Genomic DNA, 23,825 nt, shown 5'->3' with positions numbered 1-23,825 from the left:
GATAAAGTAAAAGGAAATGTGAGTAGAAAGGACTTTATTTTTAGAGAAATTCTATCATTTATCGACAAAATATTCAAATGATTTGTGATTATGTAAAGTCAGCTGCATTTTTTATGTTCTTCTATGAATGTATAACTTTTATAGCCGATAATAATATTATAGATTTCTTTTTCTATATTATAAGGAGGGGCATATGAAAAATAAATATAAAAAATTAAGCAAAGCAGCAGTTGCGACAGTTTTAGCATCTAGCGGTATTCTTGTTGCATTGCCACCAGCAGCAAATGCATATGTATTTAAAGATTTAAATCCCAATGCGGATTATTATAAACCAGTATTAGATTTAGTGAACCGTGGTGTGATAAGCGGCTATAGCGATGGCACGTTCAGACCAAGCGAGGCTGTGACTAGAGGTGAGGCAGCAAAAGCTCTTGCGATTGCAATGGGATTAAATATCGCACGCCAACAAAATCCAGGCTTTAAAGACGTACCACAATCGCACCCGTACTATGCATACATTGCAGCGATTGCCAATGAAGGCGTAATTGATGGCTTTAATGATAAATCATTCAAGCCGAATGAATTAATTACACGTGGTCAAATTGCAAAAGCCCTTACACTTGGCTTCCAGCTTGAAGTGGCGTCAAAGATTAATCACAACTTTAAAGATGTAACAAGTCAAAATGCAAATGAAGCATATATTCAAACCTTATATAATTTAAATATCGCAAAGGGTACAACTGCGAATACTTTTGAGCCATTTGGCACAGTGACGCGAGCACAGCTAGCGACATTTATTTGGCGCGCAGAAAAGGCAGACAAAGGTAATCCATCTTATAAAGTGGGCGATATTCGTGGGGATGTCATTTACATTAACGGTGTCCAGTACACAATTGGCTCGTCACTAAAGGCTTTTGTTAATGAAGGAAATGCAGCCGCATTAAAGGGTGCTGTTATTGATGGAACGTTTAGTGGAAAAACATTAACAGGCATTCGTGAGCTAACGTTAAATGCCTCTGGTACAGCAAACCGTCTAATCGCATTAGATGGCGGTGGTGTAAACTTTAATGGCAATTTAACAATTAACGGTACTTATTTACGTGTGAAAAATATGAAGCTAAATGGTCGCACAACGATTGCTGAGGTGCCACGTAAAACGTTGGCTGATTACACACAGCGCATCGAAAGCCTAAATGTTGCAAGCATTTCAGGTGTAGGCTTTATCGATTGGTCACAGCCGAATGTACCAGATGACGATGGCTATTTAAATCCAAAAGATAATGAAGTATTAAAGCCTGTACCAGATAAAAACGCTAAGCCAAATACACGTTACTCAGCACGTATGAGCAAAGCAGACGGTTACGTAGACTTTGAGGATGCATATGTATCAAATCTATTCATTGAACGTAACTATACATTTGTATCAGCTGACGATACGTTAAGTCGTGTAACGATTGCACGTGATGCAGAGCAAGTAGAAATATATGCGGATATGACAACAATGTATATCGAAACAGCTCGCAACTTAGTCCTTTACGGTGTGCACAATATTGAAACAATCTATAAAAACAATGAGAAAAGCGTCTACCTTAATACAGATAGCTTTATCGACTTCTTATATGTAGATAATAGCTCAGGCTGGATTGATTTAGGTGAGCATGTTTATATTGATCGCGTTGTTTTACCAAAGGACAAAAAGCCAAACCAAATTTTCGATGACTTCGAAAACGATGACGATAAAATGGGCAATATTACAGACCCTGATGGCAAGCCTATTGACCGTGAAGAAGAGGACAAGGAGATCCCAGATGAAACGCGTCCAGTTGCAACAATCACCTCGGTAGATACAGCGGGTGTTACGGCAACTGCTACGTTTACGTCGAATGAGGATGGAACGTATTATTGGGTTGCATTAGAAGCAACTAAGAAGGCACCGACGATACGTGAAATTTTACAGCAAAATGCAGAAAAGCGCGGTACAGTCAAAGCAAATACACCAACATCTTTCACAATTACAGGCCTAGATGAAGAAACAGAGTATGTTTTATATTTAGTTGTTGTCGATAATGCAGGGAATGCTTCGGAGAAGGTAGAATATGACTTCACGACGAAGGACGGCACGCCGCCACGTGTAGGCAATTTGACTGCTGAACCAATGCATGGTGGTCAGCGTGTGAAATTCTCCTTCACACCATCTGAGCCAGGGGACTATTACTACTACATTCGTCGAGCAACAACAGCTCCAGACCCGACAACAGCGGATATTATTAGAGATCATACGGGGAAAGGTACAGCTACTTCAAGAAGTAAAGTCGAACAAATTATTGCTGAAAGAGAAGCGAATACAGAGTATCAAATTTATGTTGTAATGATTGATAAGTCAGGAAACATTTCAGAGAACCCGCCTGCAAAAGCAACAGTAACGACATCAGCAATTGATAATGTTCATCCATATGTATCCAACCCAGAGCTAGTACGTTATAACGATAACCAATTCTATTTGTATGTAAATGAACGACTAGATCCTGAAACAGCGAATAATGTTGAGAACTATAATTTATCAGGCTCTGTCATCATTAATATAGATGGGCAACAAACAATTAAGCCATCAAAGGTTGAATATCAAGAAAATGGGAATAGACCACGTATACTACTAACAATTCCTTCACAAACAGGTTTTGTTAATGGAGATACATTGAGGGTTACAGTGTTACCAGGAGTAAAAGATTTAGCAAACTTAGACTTTGAAAATTTAAATACATTACCACCTAATTCAACTGTTCCACCACGAAACTATGCGACGTATACACATACAGATGCAGTAGAACCTGTAATTAAAAATATTGATATTACAAAGAATGCAGGTAGTGACTTGGCAAAAGTAGAGTACGAAGCAAATAAAGCAGGTTTAACATACTACTTAATTATGCCAAATACAACAGATCTAGCGGCACTGGGTATTGACGAACAAGATTTCTATAATGAGTTTGGGGCAAGACCATCTGGTAAATTTGATACAACAACATCTGATAGTGGAAAAATTTATATTGGTGGTTTGAAAGATGCTATACCTACGGAGGTAGGTAAGCAGGATTTCAACATTGACCTATCTTCGTTAAGGTTAGATCCATTTACAACATATGATGTGTTTATGGTTTTGCGTGACCGTTCAGGTAAGCTATCTAAAATTGTACGTAAAGAAATTATTGCTGATACAAAGCCACCATTAGTATATCCAGATAGTATTAAAGTAACACCAGTTGGTGGAGACAATGTACCAGCAAACCGCCGTGATAGAGAGGCTACTCTATCCTTCCACTCACTTGAGGCAGGAACTGTATTTTACAAAGCAATTGAAAAATGGGTAGTAGATGATGCGACTATGGGCACAATGAAGCTTAACCCATTAATTTATGATACGAATGGTAATTTAAAGCCAATTGAAGGTACAACAAACTCAAGTCAATCAAATGCTGAACGAGAAGCCGCATTTAAATCAATTGGTGGTGTTAACGATTCACAGATGGTAAGTGGTGATAATAATATAACAATTCGTAACTTAACTGCCCATCGAGAGTATGTTCTTTATATGGGAGTGAAAGATACACATGGCAACTTCACTGTTTACAGTATGAATGCTACAAACCCACCATCAGACTTAAATCAGCCAAATGGTTCTGTGATGTGGCAAGAATTTTATTCAGATGGTACAAAACCTCATATTGTAGACCAACTAATTTATCGTAATACAGATGGGACATTTACAATTACATTTAGTGAAGCGATTATGCGTCAAAAATATACAGGTAATATTTCAGGTGTACCAAGCGCAGACTTGAATAAATCATCTATACCCGCTTCAGGGACATTTGATTTATCAACAATTTTAGATATAACAAATAGTGCTGGTAATCCAATTACGTCTGAATATGAATTTGTCAGCTATACAGTTGGTACAAGTACAACTAGTCAAAGTAAATTAGTATTTAAACCGACTGCAAGTGGCACATTGGATAAAACGATTACAATTAAGATGAAAGATATGCCAAATGCTTATGACTATCAAGGACAAAATGCGTTTAATCTCGAGGACTTTGGACATTACGTTTACCCAGGACTGATTTCAAACGAGATCTACGATGCGATTGTTACGGGTACAAATATTGGTACACCAAGTGTACCAGCGTCGAAAACAATGCGTACTGTTGTCTATGTAGATGCTGATTTATCATATAAACAACGTTATTACTACGCAGTCACAGGTAGCGCAACAGATATTGATGCACAAACTGTGATCAATTTGGTGAATAATCCTAACACACCAAATAATACGATATTAGCATATGGTTCAGGAGATTTAGTGGCTGCATCGGCAGCAGAGAAGCAATTTACATTGAATTTAGAGGCTCCAAAAGCAGTAGGTACAAACAACCCTGTATTTACTAGAGGAAATAATTTCTTCATTTTCACAGTAGATCGTTTTGGCAATATTGTTTGGGCAGTAGACCGTGATAATCCAGCAGTTAAATATAGAAAACTGGGTGATGGTATTGGTTTAAATCCTTAAAATATAAAAAGGGAATTTTAACTTTCTATAAAACGTTTAAGAAAGCACCTCTATTCTGAGGTGTGTTTCTTTTACTAGAAGATTATGACGCAAAGGGCACTTTCTGCAGGTCCAGCTTTAAATTATTTTGTTCAGTTGATTGCCGAAAAAAATAGATTTCCAACTTGCGTATTTCTATTGGAGTTGCCTCTTTTGTTCCAACTAACAAGTGAAGACCTTCGTCTAAAGGCTTTTTATAAAATATGTCTGATAATAACAGCTACACTTAGTTAATCAACGCAACTGGCATCTAATTAATCTTGTATATATTTCCAAAATCTTTTAAACAATGCTTATTTTCATGAATATATTAAAGAAATAGAGGGAGAAATTTCTTTAATCATTGTGGGTGTAATTTAAGGAGAGGCTATAATGTTCAAGCGAGTAAGCATTAGAAAAAAGCTAATTTTTTCATTTTTATTAATTCTTTTAATCCCATCATTTGTTATTGGAGCGGTGGCGTATCAAAGTGCGAAGCAGCAAATTTTAGTAGAGCAGCAATCGAGTGCTGAAGAAAGTGTGCGCATGCTGGATACAAATATTACGAATATGATTGCACCAAAAATATATGATGTTGAGTATTTTGCGAACAAGTTCAAGGCGGCTTCCTTCCAACAAGAGAAGCGCGAGGAGCTACGAGCCCTGCTGGATGAATATGTGAATGTGCATCCAGAAGCGGAGCTGCTTTATGTTGGTACGGAGGACGGGCAAATGATTGCTACACCGATTGAGGAAGTGCCGAGTGGCTATGATCCGCGCATGAGAGATTGGTATGAGGCAGCAATGAATAACAAGAATGGAGTAGCGATTTCACCGCCATATATTTCAGCATCAAGCGGGAATGTTGTCGTTACGCTGTCGAAGGCAATGACAGATAACTCGGGTGTCATGGCATTAGATTTAAATATTGCGGTGCTAGGGGATATTGCCAATAGTATAAAAATTGGCGAAACAGGCTTTGCTTCTTTATTGGATAGCCAGCAGCTATACATTGTTGAGCAAGATAAAGAAAGTGGTACACAGGCAGAGGGAAATTATATAGAAGATGTTTATGCACAAAATACGGGCATTATTAAAGAAAAGGATCGCCATATTTTGTTTGGAACGAATGAATTAACTGGCTGGAAAATGCTCGGTACAATGTTTACAGCAGAGGCGACAAAATCAGCTGGTAAAACATTAACGGTCATTATCATTATTGTGGCAATTGCTATTGTTGTAGGTGGTGCATTTGTACTACTAATGATTCGTTCTATCGTTCGTCCGATTAAAGAGCTACAAGCGAATGCTGTGAAAATTAGTGAAGGTGATTTAACGACATTTATCGATATTCATACAAAGGATGAAATTGGGCAGCTTGCCGAAGCCTTCGTATCGATGAAGCTTAGCTTAAAGCGTCTATTAAAGCATGTAGAGCAAAGCACAGAGCAAGTACAAGTGTATGCACAAAATTTAACGATAAGTACAAGTGAAAACATTGCTGCCTCTGAGCAAGTATCAGATGCGATGCAGGAAGTAGCGAGTAGTACAGAAAAGCAAACAGAAGGCATTGAGCAAAATGCAATTTCGATTGAAGAAGTAGCAAAAGGAATTGTAGAAGTAACAGATAGTACAATGCAAGTATCAGATTTATCCGGCTATGCGATGCAACTAGCGGATGAAGGTGGACAAGCTGTGCAGCATACATCTAGTCAGATGCAATCAATTCATACCTCTGTTGCGCAATCGGATAAAACGATTAATTCATTATATGAGCGCACAAAGGAAATCGGCTCGATTTTGGAAATCATTACAGCGATTTCAGATCAAACGAATTTATTAGCATTAAATGCAGCTATTGAAGCAGCAAGAGCGGGCGAGCATGGTAAAGGCTTTGCCGTTGTTGCGGATGAAGTGCGTAAGCTAGCTGAGCAATCATTGCAATCAACAAACCAAATTTCAGAGCTAATTGTAGCTATCCAGCAGGATACGGCGCAATCTGTCCAAGCGATGGAAAAAGCAACAACAGATGTAGAGCAAGGCTTGCAATTAACGGAGCAAACAAAAGAGAAATTTATTAACATTGTAGAAAGCTTACAAAATATTGCACCAAAAATTGAAAGTGTTTCAGCAGCTTCTGAGGAAATTTCAGCAGTAGTTGAAGAAGTGTCAGCGACAGCGCTTGAGCTATCTGATCATGCGAAATCGAATGCTGCAGCATCGGAGGAAGTTGCAGCATCCACAGAGCAAACTTTAGCGTCCATGCATGAAATAGCAGCAGCAGCGAAAGTTTTACAAAATACGGCTGATGCATTACGCGAGTATATGGGGCAGTTTAAATATTGATAAATAGCTAAGGTTATTCAACGATACTCACAAAAATATAAAGAAAAGCAGGCATAGGAATATTTTTGCATGAACATTGCTTGGGCTTAATGAAATATTTATGAAGATTGTATGCAGTTTATATCCACGCCAGTTCATGATTCACTATTTGGCGTTCCAGAGTATGTAAAAGGTTTGAGGAAATGAGATACCGCAGGCAGTGGCGAAAAAGTGGATGTTTTAAGTATCTGCGTGAGAGCGGGAGTATTTGTCAGCTTTAATAGAAAAAGAAATCCCGCAAGACAACGTTCTTGTGGGATTTTATTGAAAATAATTAGTGATTTCAAATAAATTGAATATCATAATTTTTGTATAGATGTTGATTATATTTATTCAATTCTAAGGGCTTCCTTAATAATATTCGGTGTAAGTGGCTTACGTGCATTTAAAAGTTCAATGACCCTTTTTTGAATAGCAGGGAATAAAGAAAGGTTTTAAATTGTAAATTTTTTAGCACACGATTAAATTCAGGTGAGTTTAAATGAATTTGTTTCATTAAGGACGCTCCCTTCTATAGTTATATTATACACTTTGAAATGCTTCTAAATATGAACAGACCCTTTAGGTTTGCTAGTAATTTGAGGCATGCCTGAAAAGTATTACTTTTTTAGACATGCCTCATATGTTTATTACTTCCTCCTCACAACACACTTCCCCACAGTATCAAAGTACAATCGGCTTTTCCCTCGAGCTAGGAAGAAACGTAGTACATGGATACCTAAAATAAGTGCAAGTATGGCTGATACTACAAAGGAGCCGAGTGAGATGAATACTTGATAAATATAAAAAGGTGAATCCATATTTAGCTCGATATGACTTACAATGCTTAATCCCTTGAACACTAAATAAGTGCTGTAAATTGCGGCAAATCGGCGAACAATGCCGATAGCGGAAAAAGCTTCTTTCTTTTCATCAACTATTCGAATTTTTAACAGCATCATGCCTAACGTTTCTCCACGTAAGAGCAACGGAATAATTGCAAAAATAATTACATAAAGTGCTGTTTGGATAAAGAATTGTGGAATTGCTATAAAGCTTAGCGCCATATTGCTTACAGAAATAAGTGCTAAGTCGACAATGACAGCTAAAAGTATTTGTAGCGGTGTTATAGTATATTGTGCCATCATTTCTTGTCCATGCTTTATGACATCTTTATGCTTTGGGAATAACGCCCAAATGACAGGGGCGATGAAAAAACCGAGCAATGAGCCTGTACTATTAAGCAGTAGGTCATCGACATCGAAAATGCGGTATGGGCAGTTGTAAATACCATAAATGCCTGTTACTTGTGTAACCTCATAAAATAAAGTGAGTCCAAGCCCTAATAAAAATGCGTGATTCCAATATTTACGTTCCTTGAAGAAATAGCGCAAATAAACACCGAAGGGCATTAGCAGTAAAAAGTTGAAAAAGGCTTGATAAAAGGCAGGCTGCTTAATAATTGCTGCCCATGTTGCAGGATTTTTCAAAGCAATGTCGGTTTTATATACAATATCCTGTACAAATTGAAATGGACGCAAGTTGAAAAATTGTGTGTCTGGCTTTTGCATTGCACATGTATTTGTTGTTTCAGGCAATGGTAGTAATACTAAAAAAAGCGCTGCTAAAAAGTAAAATATAAAGCTAAAGACAATAATCGTTTTGGAAATTGATAAAAAGCCATATTTTCGATATGTGTAAATAAGCCAAGGAATCCAAATGACAAAAGCTAGCATAACGAAAGCTAAGGCTGCGACAAAAATAGGGCCTGTATAAGTACTCATCAAATGCTGTACCTCGTTTCAAAGTATGTTAATTATATATTGAATTAAAGGGTGAGAAGTATGCAAGGAGGAGGAATTCCCATAAAAAATATAAAGCACATGAAATCAAGTCGAAAGCTTGATCCCATGCACTTAAATTATTGCTTCCGCAATGTGCCAGAGAAATTTGTGCCATTTGTGCGTTCTGCCCCACAATCGATTTCTGTCACTTTTATCGCATTGTTTAAATGCTCAAACTCGATAATACAGCGGTTTCCTTTAACAGATTCCTGCATAATTGCTTTTTTAGCAGAGGTGATAACGGCATAGCCCTCTGTTGTTCCTTCATATTTGCCATCGTAGGCGGAAAGCTTGACATAAAAGTCCTTACTTGTTGCATTGGAAATAGTTACATAGCGTGCGTTACGCTCATATGCCCCTTTGCCCCATTGATAAATATAACTATAGTTGCCCTGCCAAATATTATTGCTTGAAGGTCCTTGCTGAAGGGAGCTATCTAGCTGTTTTTTTGCTTGTACTGCTCGTTCATTCAATGAAAGATTATTGGCATTTTCGTGAATCGTATCTGCATCATCAGAGATATAGTAGAAATCCATCGAATCCATACGATAAAGTAGTGTAACTACTTGAGCACGTGTCATATTATTCTTTGTACCGAAAAATTTTTGTAAATCGCTGTTTTCGTATTTTGGATTTTGTCCTGTTGAGATTGCATGCTCAAGCAAAAATTCAATGGAGCCATTTAAGTTATGCTTGCCATCTGCTAAGTGGGCAATTGCTTGTGCGACGACACCGCGCTTAACAGGCTGAGAACGAACCCCATTATGCAAATAGCCATTTAATGGCACACCATAGCTTGCTAATGAGTCGTAAAATACATCAGACCAGTTTTCTTGAGCTGTTTGCTTTTTTAGCTCGTCCTCTGCGACATCTAGCTCAAAATAGTTCGTTAACAGTTTAGCGAATTGCTGCTCTGTAATGACTTCGTTTGGCTTAAATGTGCCATCACTATAGCCATTAATAATCTCGTATTTTTGTGCCCAAAGCACCGCTTTATAAGCGAAATGGTCTTTTGATACATCTTTAAAGCCTGCCGCCTCTGCATGTAAAGTCGTTAACATAAAAAAGCATGAGATAACGACAAAAATGTTAAAAATAGATCGAAGCAAGAAAATTCCTCCTTCCAAAAAATTCTTACTTATAGTGTAGACGGATATTGTGAAAAATTTCAAGATGGAATTTGTCCTATGTCTTTTTAGTATTTTTGTTTATAATTGTAATTAAGATATATTGTAGCTCGGAGGGGAAAAAATGAAAAACAATCGGTTTGCACAAGCATTGCTATTATCTGCCTCGGTATCTTTAGTTGCAGCTCCTGTTAGCTATGCTGCTGATGCGTCGGATGCAGAAAAACAAGCAGCTGCCGCAGTAGAGACAAAAATAAAAGCATTAACAAGTAGCTCTACAGAGCAGCAAGTAAGAGAGGTACGTCAAGCTTACAATGCACTGTCAGCAGAAGCGCAGAAACTTATTACACCAGCAGTGTTTAATATATTAATAGCGGCAGAAGCGCGCATACAAAGGGAGCAGGAGCAAGCGGAGAAAAAGGCGAAGGAAGATGCTTGGGCTGTTGAGGCAATGATTAATCGCTTAACATATAGCTCTTCAAAAGAGGAAGTGTTTGCAGCCAAAAGTGCCTATGATAACTTATCTGTTGCAGCGAAAAATCGCGTATCGAATTCAAGCTATAATTATTTAATAAAGCTATTACAGGAAATTGCAAAAGAGGAGGCTGCTATTGCAGCGGCAAAGGCGAGTGCTGCAGCCTTTGACCGATATATGGCAAATGTAACGCGACAGTCCTCTGGTACAGTGTTAGCAAATGCCCGTTCCTATTATAATCGCCTTTCTTACGAGGCGAAGCAGTATGTGACGACATTATCGAAGCTAGAAAGACTAGAACAGGCGTATGGCAAAAACCCATCAGGTCCACCGAAGCAGCCTACACATCCGAATACAAAGCAGGAGGATTTAACAGGGATTGTCGACTCGCAGGGTACAAGTGACCCAGTGTCGTTAAAATATATTCCAGATAATGAATTTGGAACGATAGTACCTGGTAGTACGGATTTGCAATTTGTGCGAAGTGGTGATGAATTATTTGCCTATATTCCATCTGATATTATTTATTATCAGCAGGAGCCAATTACGATTACAGCATCGAACGGTGTGAATGTTAAATTACCTATTACTGATTTAAAGGGATATAGTGGCACAGTAGCTGTGGCGTTGACAATTGAAAATGATAAATTCCATCTGTCCGTAAAATCGCGTGGGAATGATATTACCTTTAGAGATTATTTAGAAATCACGATTCCGAAAAAGGAGTTAAAGGCATCTACAAATGCAATTATTTATCAAACAGAGGGTAAATTAAAGCGAACTCGTGTACCGCTAACAATTAAAAATGATGCCTTTGTTGTGAAAACGAAAACGCCTGGAGATTTTGTTGCTTCAGCAATTGACTCTGAGGCAAATTATTCTGATATTGCTAGTGATCCAAATGCCTTTTATATTAATGAGCTAGGGAAAAGAGGCATTTTAACAGGAGCTTCTGGCAGCAGCTATTTACCAACGAAATCTGTAACACGTGCAGATTTTGCAGTAATGCTAGCGAGAGCAGCTAATTTATCCTCTTCAAGCCCAACACCATTTAATGATGTACGTGGCAAAGCCTATGTAAAAGAAGTACAGGCATTACATGAAAAAGGTATTATGCCAGGCTCGGGGAGAGTTTATTATAATGCGAATGGACAAATGACGCGCCAACAAGCAGCAGTTATTTTAGATCGCTATTTAGATTATTTAGGGGTAGATGTATACCAAATATCTAAAGCAGGGAATTTGCATTATAAAGATGTCTATATGCTAACAGAGGCAGAGCAAAAGAGCATCGCATTAATGGATACATTGGATATTTTTACACCGAGCATAAATGGCGAATTTCGTCCAAATGCCACTTTAACACGCTCTGAGATGGCGAGAATATTATATATCACGATGGAGCTAGGTGGGCTACTTTAGAAAGGGAGGTGTTGGGAAAGGGAAATCCTTTTCAACGCCTTTTTTTCAGCTATGCTTGAAAAAATTATACCGAGGTGTAATGGGTGAGAAGGAGAGAGATGGATGCACTATTTATCAATGATTTTTTTCAATATTGTTACGCCTATTTTAGTCTTGCTATTTATTGGGGGAATACTGCAAAAGAAGTTTTCCTTTAATTTAAAGGCGATGTCACAGCTTATTACATATTGCTTTATGCCAGCAGCAGTGCTGCTAAATTTGTATGAAACGGCTGTTCAACTTAGTTTAATTGGGCAAGTCGCACTGTTCATACTGTTTTTTATTGGCTCGCAAATGCTGTTAAGTCATCTGATTGCGAAGCTGCTACGTTTACCCAAGCAGGAGGCGGCTATTTTTAAAAATAGCGTTGTCCTCATTAACTCTGGTAACTACGGTATACCTGTAGCACAAATGATTTTTGCAACACAGCCAATCGGCGTGGCAATTCAAGTGATTATGGTTATTTTCCAAAATGTTACGACCTATACATATGGCTTGTATAATTTAATTTCAACAGCGAAATCAGGCAAGGAAATTTTGAAGGATTTCTTTAAAATGCCGATTATTTATGCATTAATTTTAGGAATTTTATTAAATATGCTGCATATACCAATTCCGCAGCCACTGTATATCCCATTAAACTATGTGGCGGAGGGCTTTGTTGCCATTGCCTTAATTACACTTGGTGCGCAAATTTCCCAAATCGAAATGCGTGCAATGTTTAACAAAGTTATTTTTATTAGCTGCTTTACTCGTTTAATTGTAGGTCCTGCCCTTGCGCTGCTCGTTATATTTGCTTTAGGGTTGGATGGTGTTGTTGCACAGTCGCTTTTAATTGCAAGTGCTTTCCCAACATCACGCAATAGCTCAAGCTTAGCACTCGAATATGATGTGGAGTCAGATACAGCGGCACAAACGGTGTTATTTTCAACGATTGTTAGCTGTTTAACAGTGACGGTTGTTATCTATATGTCGCAAATGTTATTTGGGTAATGAAAAGGCCATCATGAAGCTTCGTGATGGCTTTTAGGCTTATTTGAGAAGTTTAACAAAACAACACCGCCAATAATTAATAAAAAAGTAATTACAGCAAAAGCTGCCGGAAAAGAGGCTTGTTTACTCTTTTCGGTAGCTTTTCATTGTGATTATTTTTTTGTATATGGATTTGTTAAGTCCATGCCATCTAACGTTAAGCCCATCGCTTTTGCTACACCTTCACCATATGCTGGGTCAGCTAAGTAGCAGTGTAAAATATGGCGACGTTTAATGAATTCTTCAACAGGTGCCATTTCAGCAGCTGTTGTTTCAAATAAACGCTGTTGCTGTTCAGCCGACATTAGGCGGAATAGCTTACCAGGTTGCTCGAAGTAAAGGTTATCATCTTCACGGAAGTCGTGAATTCCTGCACCACCTTCAAGCGCTAAATGTGGCTCTGCTAGCTCTGTATTGTGCTCCCACTCACCATAGCTATTAGGCTCGTAGCTTAATGTTGAGCCTAAGTTGCCATCAAAGCGCATTGCGCCATCACGATGGAATGTGCGGAATGGGCATTTTGGTGCGTTAACAGGTAGCTGATAATGGTTTACACCTAGACGGTAGCGCTGTGCATCTGCATATGCAAAAATACGCGCTTGTAGCATTCTGTCTGGTGAGAAGCTTAGACCTGGAACAATGTTTGATGGTGCGAATGCCGCTTGCTCTACTTCTGCAAAGTAGTTGTCAGGGTTGCGGTTTAATTCGAATTCACCAACAGGGATTAATGGGAAGTCACCTTTATACCAAACCTTTGTTAAATCGAATGGGTTGTATGGTAATTTACGTGCTTCTTTTTCTGTCATTACTTGAATGTACATTTTCCATTTAGGGAACTCTCCACGCTCGATTGCCTCGTATAGGTCGCGTTGTGAAGATTCGCGGTCATTACCAATAATTTCAGAGGCTTGTGCACCTGTTAAGTTTTCAATGCCTTGCTCTGTGCGGAAGTGGAATTTTACCCATACGCGCTCGTTATCTGCATTAATCATTGCATATGTGTGAGAGCCGAAGCCATGCATATGACGGTAGCCTTTAGGAATACCACGGTCAGACATAACAATTGTTACTTGATGTAATGCTTCTGGTAATGAAGTCCAGAAATCCCAGTTTGAATTTGCATTGTGCATATTTGTGCGTGGGTCACGTTTTACAACGTGATTTAAATCTGTAAAGTGTAATGGATCACGGAAGAAGAATACAGGTGTATTGTTACCAACTAAATCCCAGTTCCCTTCCTCTGTATAAAATTTTAAAGCGAAGCCGCGAATATCGCGCTCAGCGTCTGCTGCTCCACGCTCACCAGCTACTGTTGAGAAACGTGCGAACATTTCTGTTTTCTTTCCAATCTCAGAGAAGATTTTTGCTTTTGTATATTTAGTAATATCGTGAGTTACAGTAAATGTTCCGAATGCACCAGAGCCTTTTGCATGCATGCGGCGCTCAGGAATTAATTCACGATTAAAGTTTGCTAGTTTTTCAATTAACCAAACGTCTTGTAATAATAGTGGACCGCGTGTCCCTGCAGACATTGAGTCATGGTTGCTTACTACTGGTGCACCACCAGCTGTTGTAAATCGGCGTTGTTTATCCATTGTCATAGTGAATAGACCTCCTAAATATATTTTAAAAACCTTTCGTCTATAACTATACCAAATCTACATCATAATTGCTACTAAATTATAATAATTCTATTTAAGTAATTTATCGTACGTTCAGAAAATTCTATTATTTTAGACGTTTTATTATGATTCACTATAAGTCCCCTCTATAAAAGGGGGATGAATATTTAGATTGCCCTTCATTACAGTAGGTGTCCAAACATTAACTGAATCCCGACGCAATTATACCAAGGCGTAATGGATACAAAATCCTATATCCACATCTTAAATATGTAGAGAAAGCGATATGATTGAAAATGATTTATACTAATTGAAAAAATATATGACATTTTAAAGGCATATTACAACTATAGGCGACCTTTTCGTTGGTTTCTTATAGAATAGAAGGTAATTATAGCGCGAAGGAGTCGCAGTGTATGCAGTTAACATTAACCTTTATTATTTTAATTACGACAATAGTTTTATTTGTTACGAATCGCTTTCGAGCGGATTTAGTTGCCATGCTAGCATTGCTTACTTTTGTTGTCTGTGGCATTTTAACACCCCCTGAGGCACTTGCAGGCTTTTCGAATTCGGTTGTTATTATGATTGCGGGATTGTTTGTCGTAGGTGCAGGAATTTTGCGCACAGGGCTTGCAGGAATGGCAGGAAATTTACTATTAAAATGGTCGGGAAATAGCGAGCGCAAATTATTTATATTGCTTTTAGTCATTGTGGCAACAGTTGGTGCATTTATGAGCAATACAGGCACAGTCGCATTAATGCTACCGATTGTTGTCAGCATTGCCATGAGTATACAAGCGAGCCCCTCGAAGTTTTTAATGCCGTTGTCTTATATAGCGAGTATGTCAGGGCTTATGACATTGATTGCTTCACCACCAAATTTAATTGTTTCGCAAATTTTAGTTGAAAATGGTTTTGCCAAGCTAGGCTTCTTTACGATTACACCAATCGGTATTATTGCAACGATTACGGCGATTATTTATTTAGTGTTGATTCGCAATAAGCTGCTGCCAAATGATAAAAAGCGATTACAAACGAATGCAGGCTATAAGCTATCACCCAAAAAAATAGTGCAGGAATATGATTTGCACGATAAGCTATTTTGTGTAAATGTGCCCGAGGCTTCTTCCATTGTTGGACAGGGACTGGCGGAGTTGAAGCTACCTGCAAGCTATCATATTTTCATTATGAAAATTCAACGTCGTGCAACAGAAGGGATTAATTTGCTGCCAGTGACATATCAAGAAATGGCAGGACCGACAAGTGTTATTCGTCCAAATGACGCCCTTTATGTGCAAGGGACGCAGGAGGATGTAGAGCGTTTCGCAGCTGATTATGGATTAACGATTGACTATACGACAGATGAGCATGTTGAGGAGCTAATCTCAAAAAAGATTGGCGTTGCAGAAGTGTTATTAACACCACAATCAAGTTTAATTGGTGAAACAGTCAGCAAAATGGGCTTTCGTAAAAAATATAATTTAAATATTATCGGTATCAACCGCAAAGGGGATTATATATTGCAGGATATGGCAGAGCAAAAGCTACGCTTTGGGGATGCCATTTTAGTACAAGGAACATGGGAGGAAATCGATTTATTATCGCGTGAAACACAGGATGTTGTCGTGATTGGGCAGCCGCGTGAGCATGCGGGTGTAGCAGCTGCTACAGGGAAAGCACCGATTGCTGGGGCAATTATGGCATTAATGGTCGGTTTGATGGTGTTTGAGGTGTTCGATGCTGTTATTTCGGTTTTAATCGGTGCTATTTTAATGATTATTACAGGCTGCTTGCGCAATATGGATGATGCATATGGCAAAATGAATTTTGAGAGCATTGTACTTGTAGCCGCAATGCTGCCAATGGCGACGGCGCTACAAAAAACGGGTGGGATGGTTATCATTTCTGATGCAATCATTCGTGTGCTGGGGGAATATGGACCATATGGTGTCTTAATCGGTATTTATTTATTGACGGTTGTTTTTGGTCAATTTGTCAGCAATACGGCAACGGCTGTGTTATTTGCGCCAATTGCGATGACGGCAGCGATGACGATGGAGGCAAATCCGTATACATTTATGATTGCTGTAGCTGCCGCCGCGGGGATGGCATTTGCTACACCTATTGCGTCACCAACAAACTCGCTTGTGTTAACAGCGGGTGGCTACAAGTTTATGGACTTCGTGCGAGTAGGTGTACCACTACAAATTATTATGTTTATTGTCATGATGATTGCTATTCCACTGCTATTCCCATTTTAAAAATGAAGGCTGCACCTCTTGTAAAGGTGTAGCCTTTTTACGTTGAAAATATATCCCATTTGCATCCAATTTTACTGTATAATAGTTTGCGGGAGGGATAAAATGATTCGTGCATTAAAAGTGGGACTCAAAATTGAGTTAACTAATCGAAAAAATTTATTTTTATTGCTTATCGTTGCGCTTATTACAATAGGAATGATGTTTTATATTAAGTCGCAATCAGCTGGTAATCAAATCGTAGAAAAAACAGGGGATTTTTATTCTGCACAGGCAGCATTGACGAAGTTTCAAGTAGTAGATGCCTCAGAGGATGGGGATGGAAGCGATTTATATAAAAATTTAAACAAGCAAAAAATTGCTGTCGCCTTACAAATTGCTGCGTTAAAAATGCAGAAGAGCAAAATGTATTATGAAACTTCAATCGAAATCGCTGAATTGCGTGCCAAGGCATATGACTATGAGGAATATGATAAAGTAGCTTCACTCATGCCGTCACGTATAAAAAATACATTAAATCATATGTATTTTACACATTTGCTAAAATCGGAGCAGTCTGTAGTGCAAAATCCGCTACAATTTTTCCCGTTTTTACTGTTTTTCTTTAGTATTGTGGGAGCTGGCTGGTATATTTTCATTAGCTTTTATACAAGCTCTATTTTGTTAGATGATTTCGAGCATTCAAGTATGATTAAAGGCTATCCAATTCGCTTTGACCAATACATATTTACAAAATGTGTAACTTATTTCTTATACATATTAGCATTTATTGTGGTCATTATTGCTTGTGCAACGCCGTTACTATTTATAAATGGAGCGGGAGACGCAAGCTATCCAATTGCGGTTTATGTAGGTGAACCTGCGATTTATTCAATAATTCATTATGTGATTATTAGCATTGGCTACATGATTGTAGTGGCTATTTTTGCAATGCTCTTATCTATTATTTTAAATGTTGTCTTGAAAAATATGTATTTAACACTGTTCGTACAAAGTATTTTATTCTTTTTACCAGAAGTATTCCCATCGATGATTAGCTTTATGCCGTATAATCCGTTTAATTTTTTGAATTTTAACAAGATTTTGAGTGGTTACCCTTTAGAGCTTGCAAAGCCTGTAGATGTGACGATGACAATAGGTTTGATCATCTTGCTTGTTTGCATTGCATTGATGATGTTTGTTATTAAAACATTCTTTTCAACAGGGAAAATAGCGAGAGTATAGGAGGGGTTATCATGTGGGCATATTTTAAATTCGAGCTTGTGCAGTTTTTTACGAATAAGAAAAATATCGCAATCTACGTATTGTTATTATTCGCTGCTTTATTTTATGCAATTAAAATCGCACCTGCCTATGATCCCATTGAGCAGGTAGATGTTGATGAAATTGAGGCACGCTATTTAACGAGAGAGACATTTATTAATCATATGGCTGGGAAGGATTTGCGATTTGTGCATCCAGCTGTGAGAGAGGCATTACAAATGTTCAATGATATTAATCCATTGGATGCCGATCGTTTAGAGAGCTTGGAAAGTGGCGATTTACAAAAATATGCTACTGCAACAAGTAGCTGGTATTACATTACAAATGCCTACACACAGCATAGTGGCAATCTTTACTATAATCCGCGTTACTACACATACGGTAGCCAGTATGCCGATGCCGATGCTTATTATGCTTATTTGGAAGCTGCTAAACGTTACGAGGAGTTTGCACAAGCAGAGTACGAGCTATCAATTAATTTATTTGAGCAAAGAACAGCATGGCAAACAGTAGAACGCTTAATGAAAGGTGTACTACCAATCGTTTTGATTGTTTGTGCATTGCTGTTAGCAGTAGATATTGTGACAAAGGATCGCTTGCATCCAACGCTGTTAAAGGGCTTTCCAATTGCTGATTGGAAAAGGCTGTTGATTAAAGGATTGGTAGTCTTTGTTGGTAGTCTTGTTTTATTCGTGCCACTCGCCATTGGATTTTTAATTGTAGGTATGCAATTCGGCTTCGGTTATCTCGACATTCCGGTGCCACAATACATTGTTAACTATAAAGAACAACAGCAACAAGGCATCTTTACAGTAATATCTTTAGGAGCCTTTTTAGGACAATGTATTCAGCTGTTATTGCTATGGTTTATGGCTATTATTACGCTTGTATTATTATTCAGTGTTGTACTGCGCAATGAAGTAATTAATTTAGGAATTGGTCTTGTGATTATTTTCGCGGAATATTTCTACTTTAGTCGAGGTGTTGGCTTCTTATGGCATATTGAAAATTACCCAACATCGTATATGCAAATTGGACAAATTGTATCTAAATTACGCAATTACTATTACGACACAGAAATAATGTCAGCACAGCTAGGAATGAGGCTGTTAGCGATTTATATAGTAGTTATGCTAGTCATTACACTATGTATCTCACTTAATAAACGTTTTAAATTGGTGAAGTAGGAGGGGAATGGAATTGATTGAACTACAAAATATTAAGCTAAGCTTTGGCGAGAAAAAGGTATTAGATAACATTAGCAATACCTTTCAGCAAGGGGAAGTAATTGGTCTTGTTGCACCTAATGGAACAGGAAAATCTACATTGATGAATGTGATGATGAATTATGCAACACCAAATAGTGGGAAAGTAGTTTTTAAAAATAATTTAACTTATTCCAGCAAAGCGAATGAAGTGAAAATCCATCAATTGATTTCAATGATGCCTGATCAAAGTGATTTGTACAATCATTTAAGCGGTCGTGACCATTTAAAAATTTATTGTACAATGTGGAATTCAGATCCAAAGCTCATTGACACAACGATTGAAGCCTTGAACATGGGGCATTATGTCAATAAAAAAGCTGGTACATACTCATTAGGGATGCGCCAACGTTTATGCTTTGCAATGCAAATTGTTGCCAACACAGAAATTATGTTAATGGATGAAGTGATGAACGGACTTGACCCGATTAACGTAGAAATTATTTCAGGTGTGTTAATGGAGAAGAAGGCTGAAGGTAAGCTTATCGTCATTGCCTCACATTTACTCGATAACTTAGAAAAATATGCAGACCGTATCTTTTTATTTAAGGATGGTCAGCTAATTGATGTCGATGAAGTTGTTAATGGCTTTAGTGGAACTGCTATGACAACAGTACGTGTGAAAAACATGTCAGAGGATATGAAGGCAGCATTCCAAGTACGTTATCCAAACTTGCGCGTCCAAACATTAGTTAATGATATGACGCTGTTAACGCTAGATAAAAAAGATGCAGAAACTCTTGGCGAGATGGCAGTACATCTAGCTGAACTTAAAATTAATGATTTTACGTTTGGCAAAGTAACGTTGAATGATTTGTATGCCATGTATTATGGGTAAGTAAAAGGGAAGTATCATCAATACAAAAGAAGGAGGATGCGTATGAAAAAAGAGGTTCTGGTATTTATTTCAGAGGGCTATGCTGACTGGGAAGGTGCATATATTTGCTCAGAGCTAAATAAGCCAGAAACAGAGTTCGCTGTAAAAACGTTAGCTATTAGCAACATGCCTGTAAAATCAATGGGTGGTTTTAGTGTTGTACCTGATTATTCTATTGATGAACTCCCCCCACATTTCGAAATGCTCATTTTGATTGGTGGCACATCTTGGGCTAAAGGTGAAAATAATCGCATTCAAGTTGTTATTGATATTTGTTTAAATAAAAATATCCCTGTTGCAGCAATATGTGATGCTTGTACTTTTTTAGCTGATAAAGGTTACTTAAATAATATTGAACATACAGGAAATTCAGTTACCTATTTGGAGAAATTCGCACCTCATTATAAAGGAACACAGCATTTTGTTGAGAAGCAGGTAGTGTCAGCGGATGGATTTATTACAGCGAATGGGACAGCGGCGGTAGAGTTTGCAAAAGAAGTGCTGAGCTACTTACATGTAATGGAGCCCGACGTTTTAGAAGAGTGGTATCAATTATTTAAAGTCGGGTTTTATCAAAAATAAAAGAGATTAACCTTAGAAAAACAATAGATAGGTGGCAGAGAAGCAGTGCTTTTCTGTCACCTATAATTTTTAGTTACGAATCAAATAATCAAATGCGCCAAGTGCAGCTGTTGCACCAGAGCCCATTGAAATAATAATTTGCTTATAGGCACTATCTGTACAATCACCTGCTGCGAATACGCCAGGGACGCTTGTTGCGCCATGTCGATCAACAACGATTTCACCAAAGCGTGTACGCTCAAATTCCTCGCCTAACCATTCTGTGTTTGGTACAAGACCGATTAAAATGAAGACACCTTGTACGTCAATATGGCGCTCCTCACCTGATTCACGCTCTACATATGTTAAACCGTTCACTTTATCTGTCCCTGTAATTTCCTTCGTTTGGGCGTTTGTTACAACCGTTACGTTTGGTAAGCTAAACAGGCGTTTTTGTAAAACTTCATCTGCCTTTAATTCGGCGTTGAATTCAATGACTGTTACGCTCTTTACGATACCTGCTAAATCAATAGCAGCCTCGATACCAGAGTTCCCCCCACCGATTACCGCTACATCTTTACCTGCGAATAATGGACCGTCACAGTGTGGGCAGTATGCAACACCTTTATTTTTGAATTCAGCTTCACCAGGAACGCCAACATTGCGCCAGCGAGCGCCTGTTGATAAAATAACCGTTTTACTTTTTAATACGGCACCGTTTTCAAGCTCGACTTCAATGAAATCTTTCTTTTCTAAACGTGTTGCACGCTGTGAATTCATAATATCTACTGGATAGTCCTTCACATGCGCTTCAAGACCTGCTACAACGCGTGGTCCCTCTGTATGTGTTGTCCCAATAATATTTTCGATTGATAATGTATCATTCACTTGACCGCCGAAGCGCTCTGCTACAAGACCTGTACGAATACCTTTACGCGCTGCATAAACAGCGGCACTTGCACCAGCAGGGCCACCGCCAACAACTAATACGTCGAACGGTTCTTTGTTTTCGAATTCAGCAGCATCTGGGCCGCCACCTAGCTTACCCAAAATCTCTTCTAATGTCATACGACCGCTACCAAATGGCTCACCATTTAAATAAACAGTCGGCACAGCCATGATGTCCTTGCTTTCTACCTCTTCCTTAAATGCTGCACCATCAATCATCGTATGAGAAATATTTGGATTCAATACGCTCATAATGTTCAGTGCTTGTACAACATCAGGACAGTTGTGACAGCTTAAGCTAATATATGTTTCAAAGCGATATTCACCTTGAATCGCTTTCACTTGGTCAATAACAGCTTGCTCTACTTTTGGTGCGCGACCACTTACTTGTAATAAAGCTAAAACAAGTGATGTGAACTCGTGACCTAGTGGAACGCCTGCGAAGACGATACCAGTTGCTTCGTTTGCACGGTCGACTGTAAAGCTAGGTGTGCGAGCAAGTGTTGTATTTTCTACTGTAATACGCGAAGACATTGTTTTTAGTTCATTTACTAGTTCAAGCATTTCTTTAGAAACGCTATCATCACCAGCGCTTACTTTTAGTACAATATCACCCTCCATTAATTCTAAATATTGGGCTAATTGTGCTTTAATATCTGCATCTAATAACATCAATAAAACTCCTTGTTTTAATAAATTTAAAAAGCTCCAGAACTATTAAAAGGCAAAAAAAAATCAACATGGCCTTTTATATATTAAAAAATAGCTGTCTGGAAAGTGGTGTGTTAGCCTACTTTCCAGACAGCCTTTGTTTTTGTTGCTTAGATTTTACCTACTAATTCAAGGCTTGGTTTTAATGTAGCAGAACCTTCTTGCCATTTAGCTGGGCAAACTTCGCCTGGATTGTTGCGTACATATTGTGCTGCTTTAATTTTGTTTACTAATGTGCTTGCATCGCGACCGATACCGTCAGCATTGATTTCAACAGTTTGTACAACACCATCTGGATCGATGATGAATGTACCACGGTTAGCAAGACCAGATTCTTCATCCAACACATCAAAGATTGTAGAAATATTGTGAGATGGGTCACCAATCATGATGTACTCGATTTTGCCGATTGCTTCAGAAGAATCGTGCCATGCTTTATGTGTAAAGTGTGTGTCAGTTGATACAGAGTATACTTCAACACCTAGTTCTTTTAGAGTTGCATATTGGTTTTGTAAATCTTCTAATTCAGTTGGGCAAACGAATGTGAAGTCTGCTGGGTAGAAGCAAACAACGCTCCATTGACCTTGGAAGTTTTCTGAAGATACGTCGATGAATTCACCTTTTTGGAAAGCTTGAGCTTGGAATTCTTCTATTTTTTTGCCGATTAATGCCATGATAAATTTCCTCCTTGTTTATGAAAAACTACAATCACTATTCTACACGAAGCGCCTCCAAGTGAGAAATGAAATGCATTATAGACATGCTAAAAGGCGTTGGAGCCATATGTAACAAGCTTAACAATGACAGTGAATGTCAAGCATATTGCATATATAAATGCGCTTTATTAATAGTTATTGCTTTTTTATAATAATTATTGCTTACGACTAAAATTATGGTGGAAAACCATCTATTCTGTCAAGGTTATGGTAGCCAAAAACGAGTGTTTTATACAGAAAGTTTGAAAATTGTTCATAATTGGCGATATTTTGCTGAAAGCTCTTGAATCAGTAAGTGCAGGCGGAGAGGAGCCGCAAATAAATCTGAGAAGTCGCAAATATAAAAGAGAAAGTCGCAAATAAATCCGAGAGTTCGCAAATAAAAAGGGAAAGTCGCAAATAAATCTGAGAACTCGCAAATAAAAAGGGAAGTCGCAAATAAATCTGAGAGTTCGCAAATAAAAAGGGAAAGTCGCAAATAAATCTGAGAGTTCGCAAATAAAAAGGGAAAGTCGCAAATAAATCCGAGAGTTCGCAAATAAAAAGGGAAAGTCGCAAATAAATCTGAGAACTCGCAAATAAATCCGAGAGTTCGCAAATAAAAAGGGAAAGTCGCAAATAAATTTGAGAACTCGCAAATATCCCAGAGAAACTATAAATAAAATAGCTCATAAAAATTTTCCAATTATTTTTTGAAACTATTTTTTCATTTC

At 38.2% G+C, this 23,825-nt stretch carries 14 protein-coding genes; 9 read left to right on the top strand and 5 right to left on the bottom strand.

Going from position 1 to position 23,825, the window contains the following annotated elements; all coding sequences use genetic code 11:
• Nucleotides 1–193: 193 nt before the first annotated feature.
• The gene (locus M3Z76_RS09860) at nt 194–4,567 is read left to right on the top strand and encodes an S-layer homology domain-containing protein (protein ID WP_293926036.1); all 4,374 of its coding nucleotides are present in this window, start codon (nt 194–196) and stop codon (nt 4,565–4,567) included.
• Between the two features lie 411 nt (nt 4,568–4,978).
• Nucleotides 4,979–6,931 (top strand): methyl-accepting chemotaxis protein, encoded by a 1,953-nt coding sequence (locus M3Z76_RS09855; RefSeq protein ID WP_293926034.1) that lies wholly within the window; start codon nt 4,979–4,981, stop codon nt 6,929–6,931.
• Nucleotides 6,932–7,599: 668 nt separating this feature from the next.
• Here the strand turns inward: M3Z76_RS09855 and M3Z76_RS09850 are convergent.
• Together M3Z76_RS09850 and M3Z76_RS09845 are read right to left on the bottom strand one after the other, a co-directional pair.
• Nucleotides 7,600–8,733, bottom strand: coding sequence for a VanZ family protein (locus M3Z76_RS09850; protein WP_293926087.1), 1,134 nt, complete (start codon nt 8,731–8,733; stop codon nt 7,600–7,602).
• A gap of 137 nt (nt 8,734–8,870) precedes the next feature.
• A complete protein-coding gene (locus tag M3Z76_RS09845) occupies nt 8,871–9,902 on the bottom strand; it encodes an S-layer homology domain-containing protein (RefSeq protein WP_293926032.1) in 1,032 nt (343 codons plus the stop codon).
• 142 nt (nt 9,903–10,044) lie between these two features.
• Between M3Z76_RS09845 and M3Z76_RS09840 the strand changes: the two genes are divergently transcribed.
• Nucleotides 10,045–11,817, top strand: coding sequence for an S-layer homology domain-containing protein (locus M3Z76_RS09840; RefSeq protein WP_293926031.1), 1,773 nt, complete (start codon nt 10,045–10,047; stop codon nt 11,815–11,817).
• Nucleotides 11,818–11,919: 102 nt separating this feature from the next.
• Complete coding sequence (locus M3Z76_RS09835; protein ID WP_293926029.1) at nt 11,920–12,849, top strand: AEC family transporter; 930 nt, start codon at nt 11,920–11,922, stop codon at nt 12,847–12,849.
• Nucleotides 12,850–13,001: 152 nt separating this feature from the next.
• Here M3Z76_RS09835 and M3Z76_RS09830 read toward each other — a convergent pair whose 3' ends face one another.
• A complete protein-coding gene (locus tag M3Z76_RS09830) occupies nt 13,002–14,489 on the bottom strand; it encodes a catalase (RefSeq protein ID WP_406601075.1) in 1,488 nt (495 codons plus the stop codon).
• A 437-nt stretch (nt 14,490–14,926) separates the two neighbouring features.
• Between M3Z76_RS09830 and M3Z76_RS09825 the strand changes: the two genes are divergently transcribed.
• From M3Z76_RS09825 to M3Z76_RS09805, 5 genes are all read left to right on the top strand, one after another.
• Entirely contained in the window at nt 14,927–16,774 is a 1,848-nt protein-coding gene (locus M3Z76_RS09825) for an SLC13 family permease (RefSeq protein WP_293926027.1), read from the top strand.
• Nucleotides 16,775–16,876: 102 nt separating this feature from the next.
• Nucleotides 16,877–17,995, top strand: a complete 1,119-nt coding sequence (locus M3Z76_RS09820; RefSeq protein WP_293926026.1) for an ABC transporter — start codon at nt 16,877–16,879, stop codon at nt 17,993–17,995.
• An 11-nt stretch (nt 17,996–18,006) separates the two neighbouring features.
• Nucleotides 18,007–19,221, top strand: coding sequence for an ABC transporter permease (locus M3Z76_RS09815; RefSeq protein WP_293926024.1), 1,215 nt, complete (start codon nt 18,007–18,009; stop codon nt 19,219–19,221).
• 13 nt (nt 19,222–19,234) lie between these two features.
• On the top strand, nt 19,235–20,137 hold the full coding sequence (locus M3Z76_RS09810; protein ID WP_293926021.1) for an ABC transporter ATP-binding protein: 903 nt from the start codon (nt 19,235–19,237) through the stop codon (nt 20,135–20,137).
• Between the two features lie 42 nt (nt 20,138–20,179).
• Nucleotides 20,180–20,758 carry a type 1 glutamine amidotransferase family protein gene (locus M3Z76_RS09805; RefSeq protein ID WP_293926019.1) on the top strand — a complete coding sequence of 193 codons (579 nt, stop codon included), beginning with the start codon at nt 20,180–20,182 and terminating at the stop codon, nt 20,756–20,758.
• A gap of 69 nt (nt 20,759–20,827) precedes the next feature.
• Here M3Z76_RS09805 and ahpF read toward each other — a convergent pair whose 3' ends face one another.
• Together ahpF and ahpC are read right to left on the bottom strand one after the other, a co-directional pair.
• Nucleotides 20,828–22,357 (bottom strand): alkyl hydroperoxide reductase subunit F, encoded by a 1,530-nt coding sequence (ahpF, locus tag M3Z76_RS09800; protein ID WP_293926016.1) that lies wholly within the window; start codon nt 22,355–22,357, stop codon nt 20,828–20,830.
• A gap of 149 nt (nt 22,358–22,506) precedes the next feature.
• Nucleotides 22,507–23,070: an alkyl hydroperoxide reductase subunit C gene (gene ahpC, locus M3Z76_RS09795; protein ID WP_293926014.1), complete on the bottom strand. Its 564-nt coding sequence runs from the start codon at nt 23,068–23,070 to the stop codon at nt 22,507–22,509.
• Nucleotides 23,071–23,825: the final 755 nt, after the last annotated feature.

This window comes from Metasolibacillus sp. (assembly GCF_025291715.1).
GTDB lineage: Bacteria > Bacillota > Bacilli > Bacillales_A > Planococcaceae > Metasolibacillus > Metasolibacillus louembei.
This window is presented reverse-complemented; position numbering and strand designations above follow the sequence as displayed.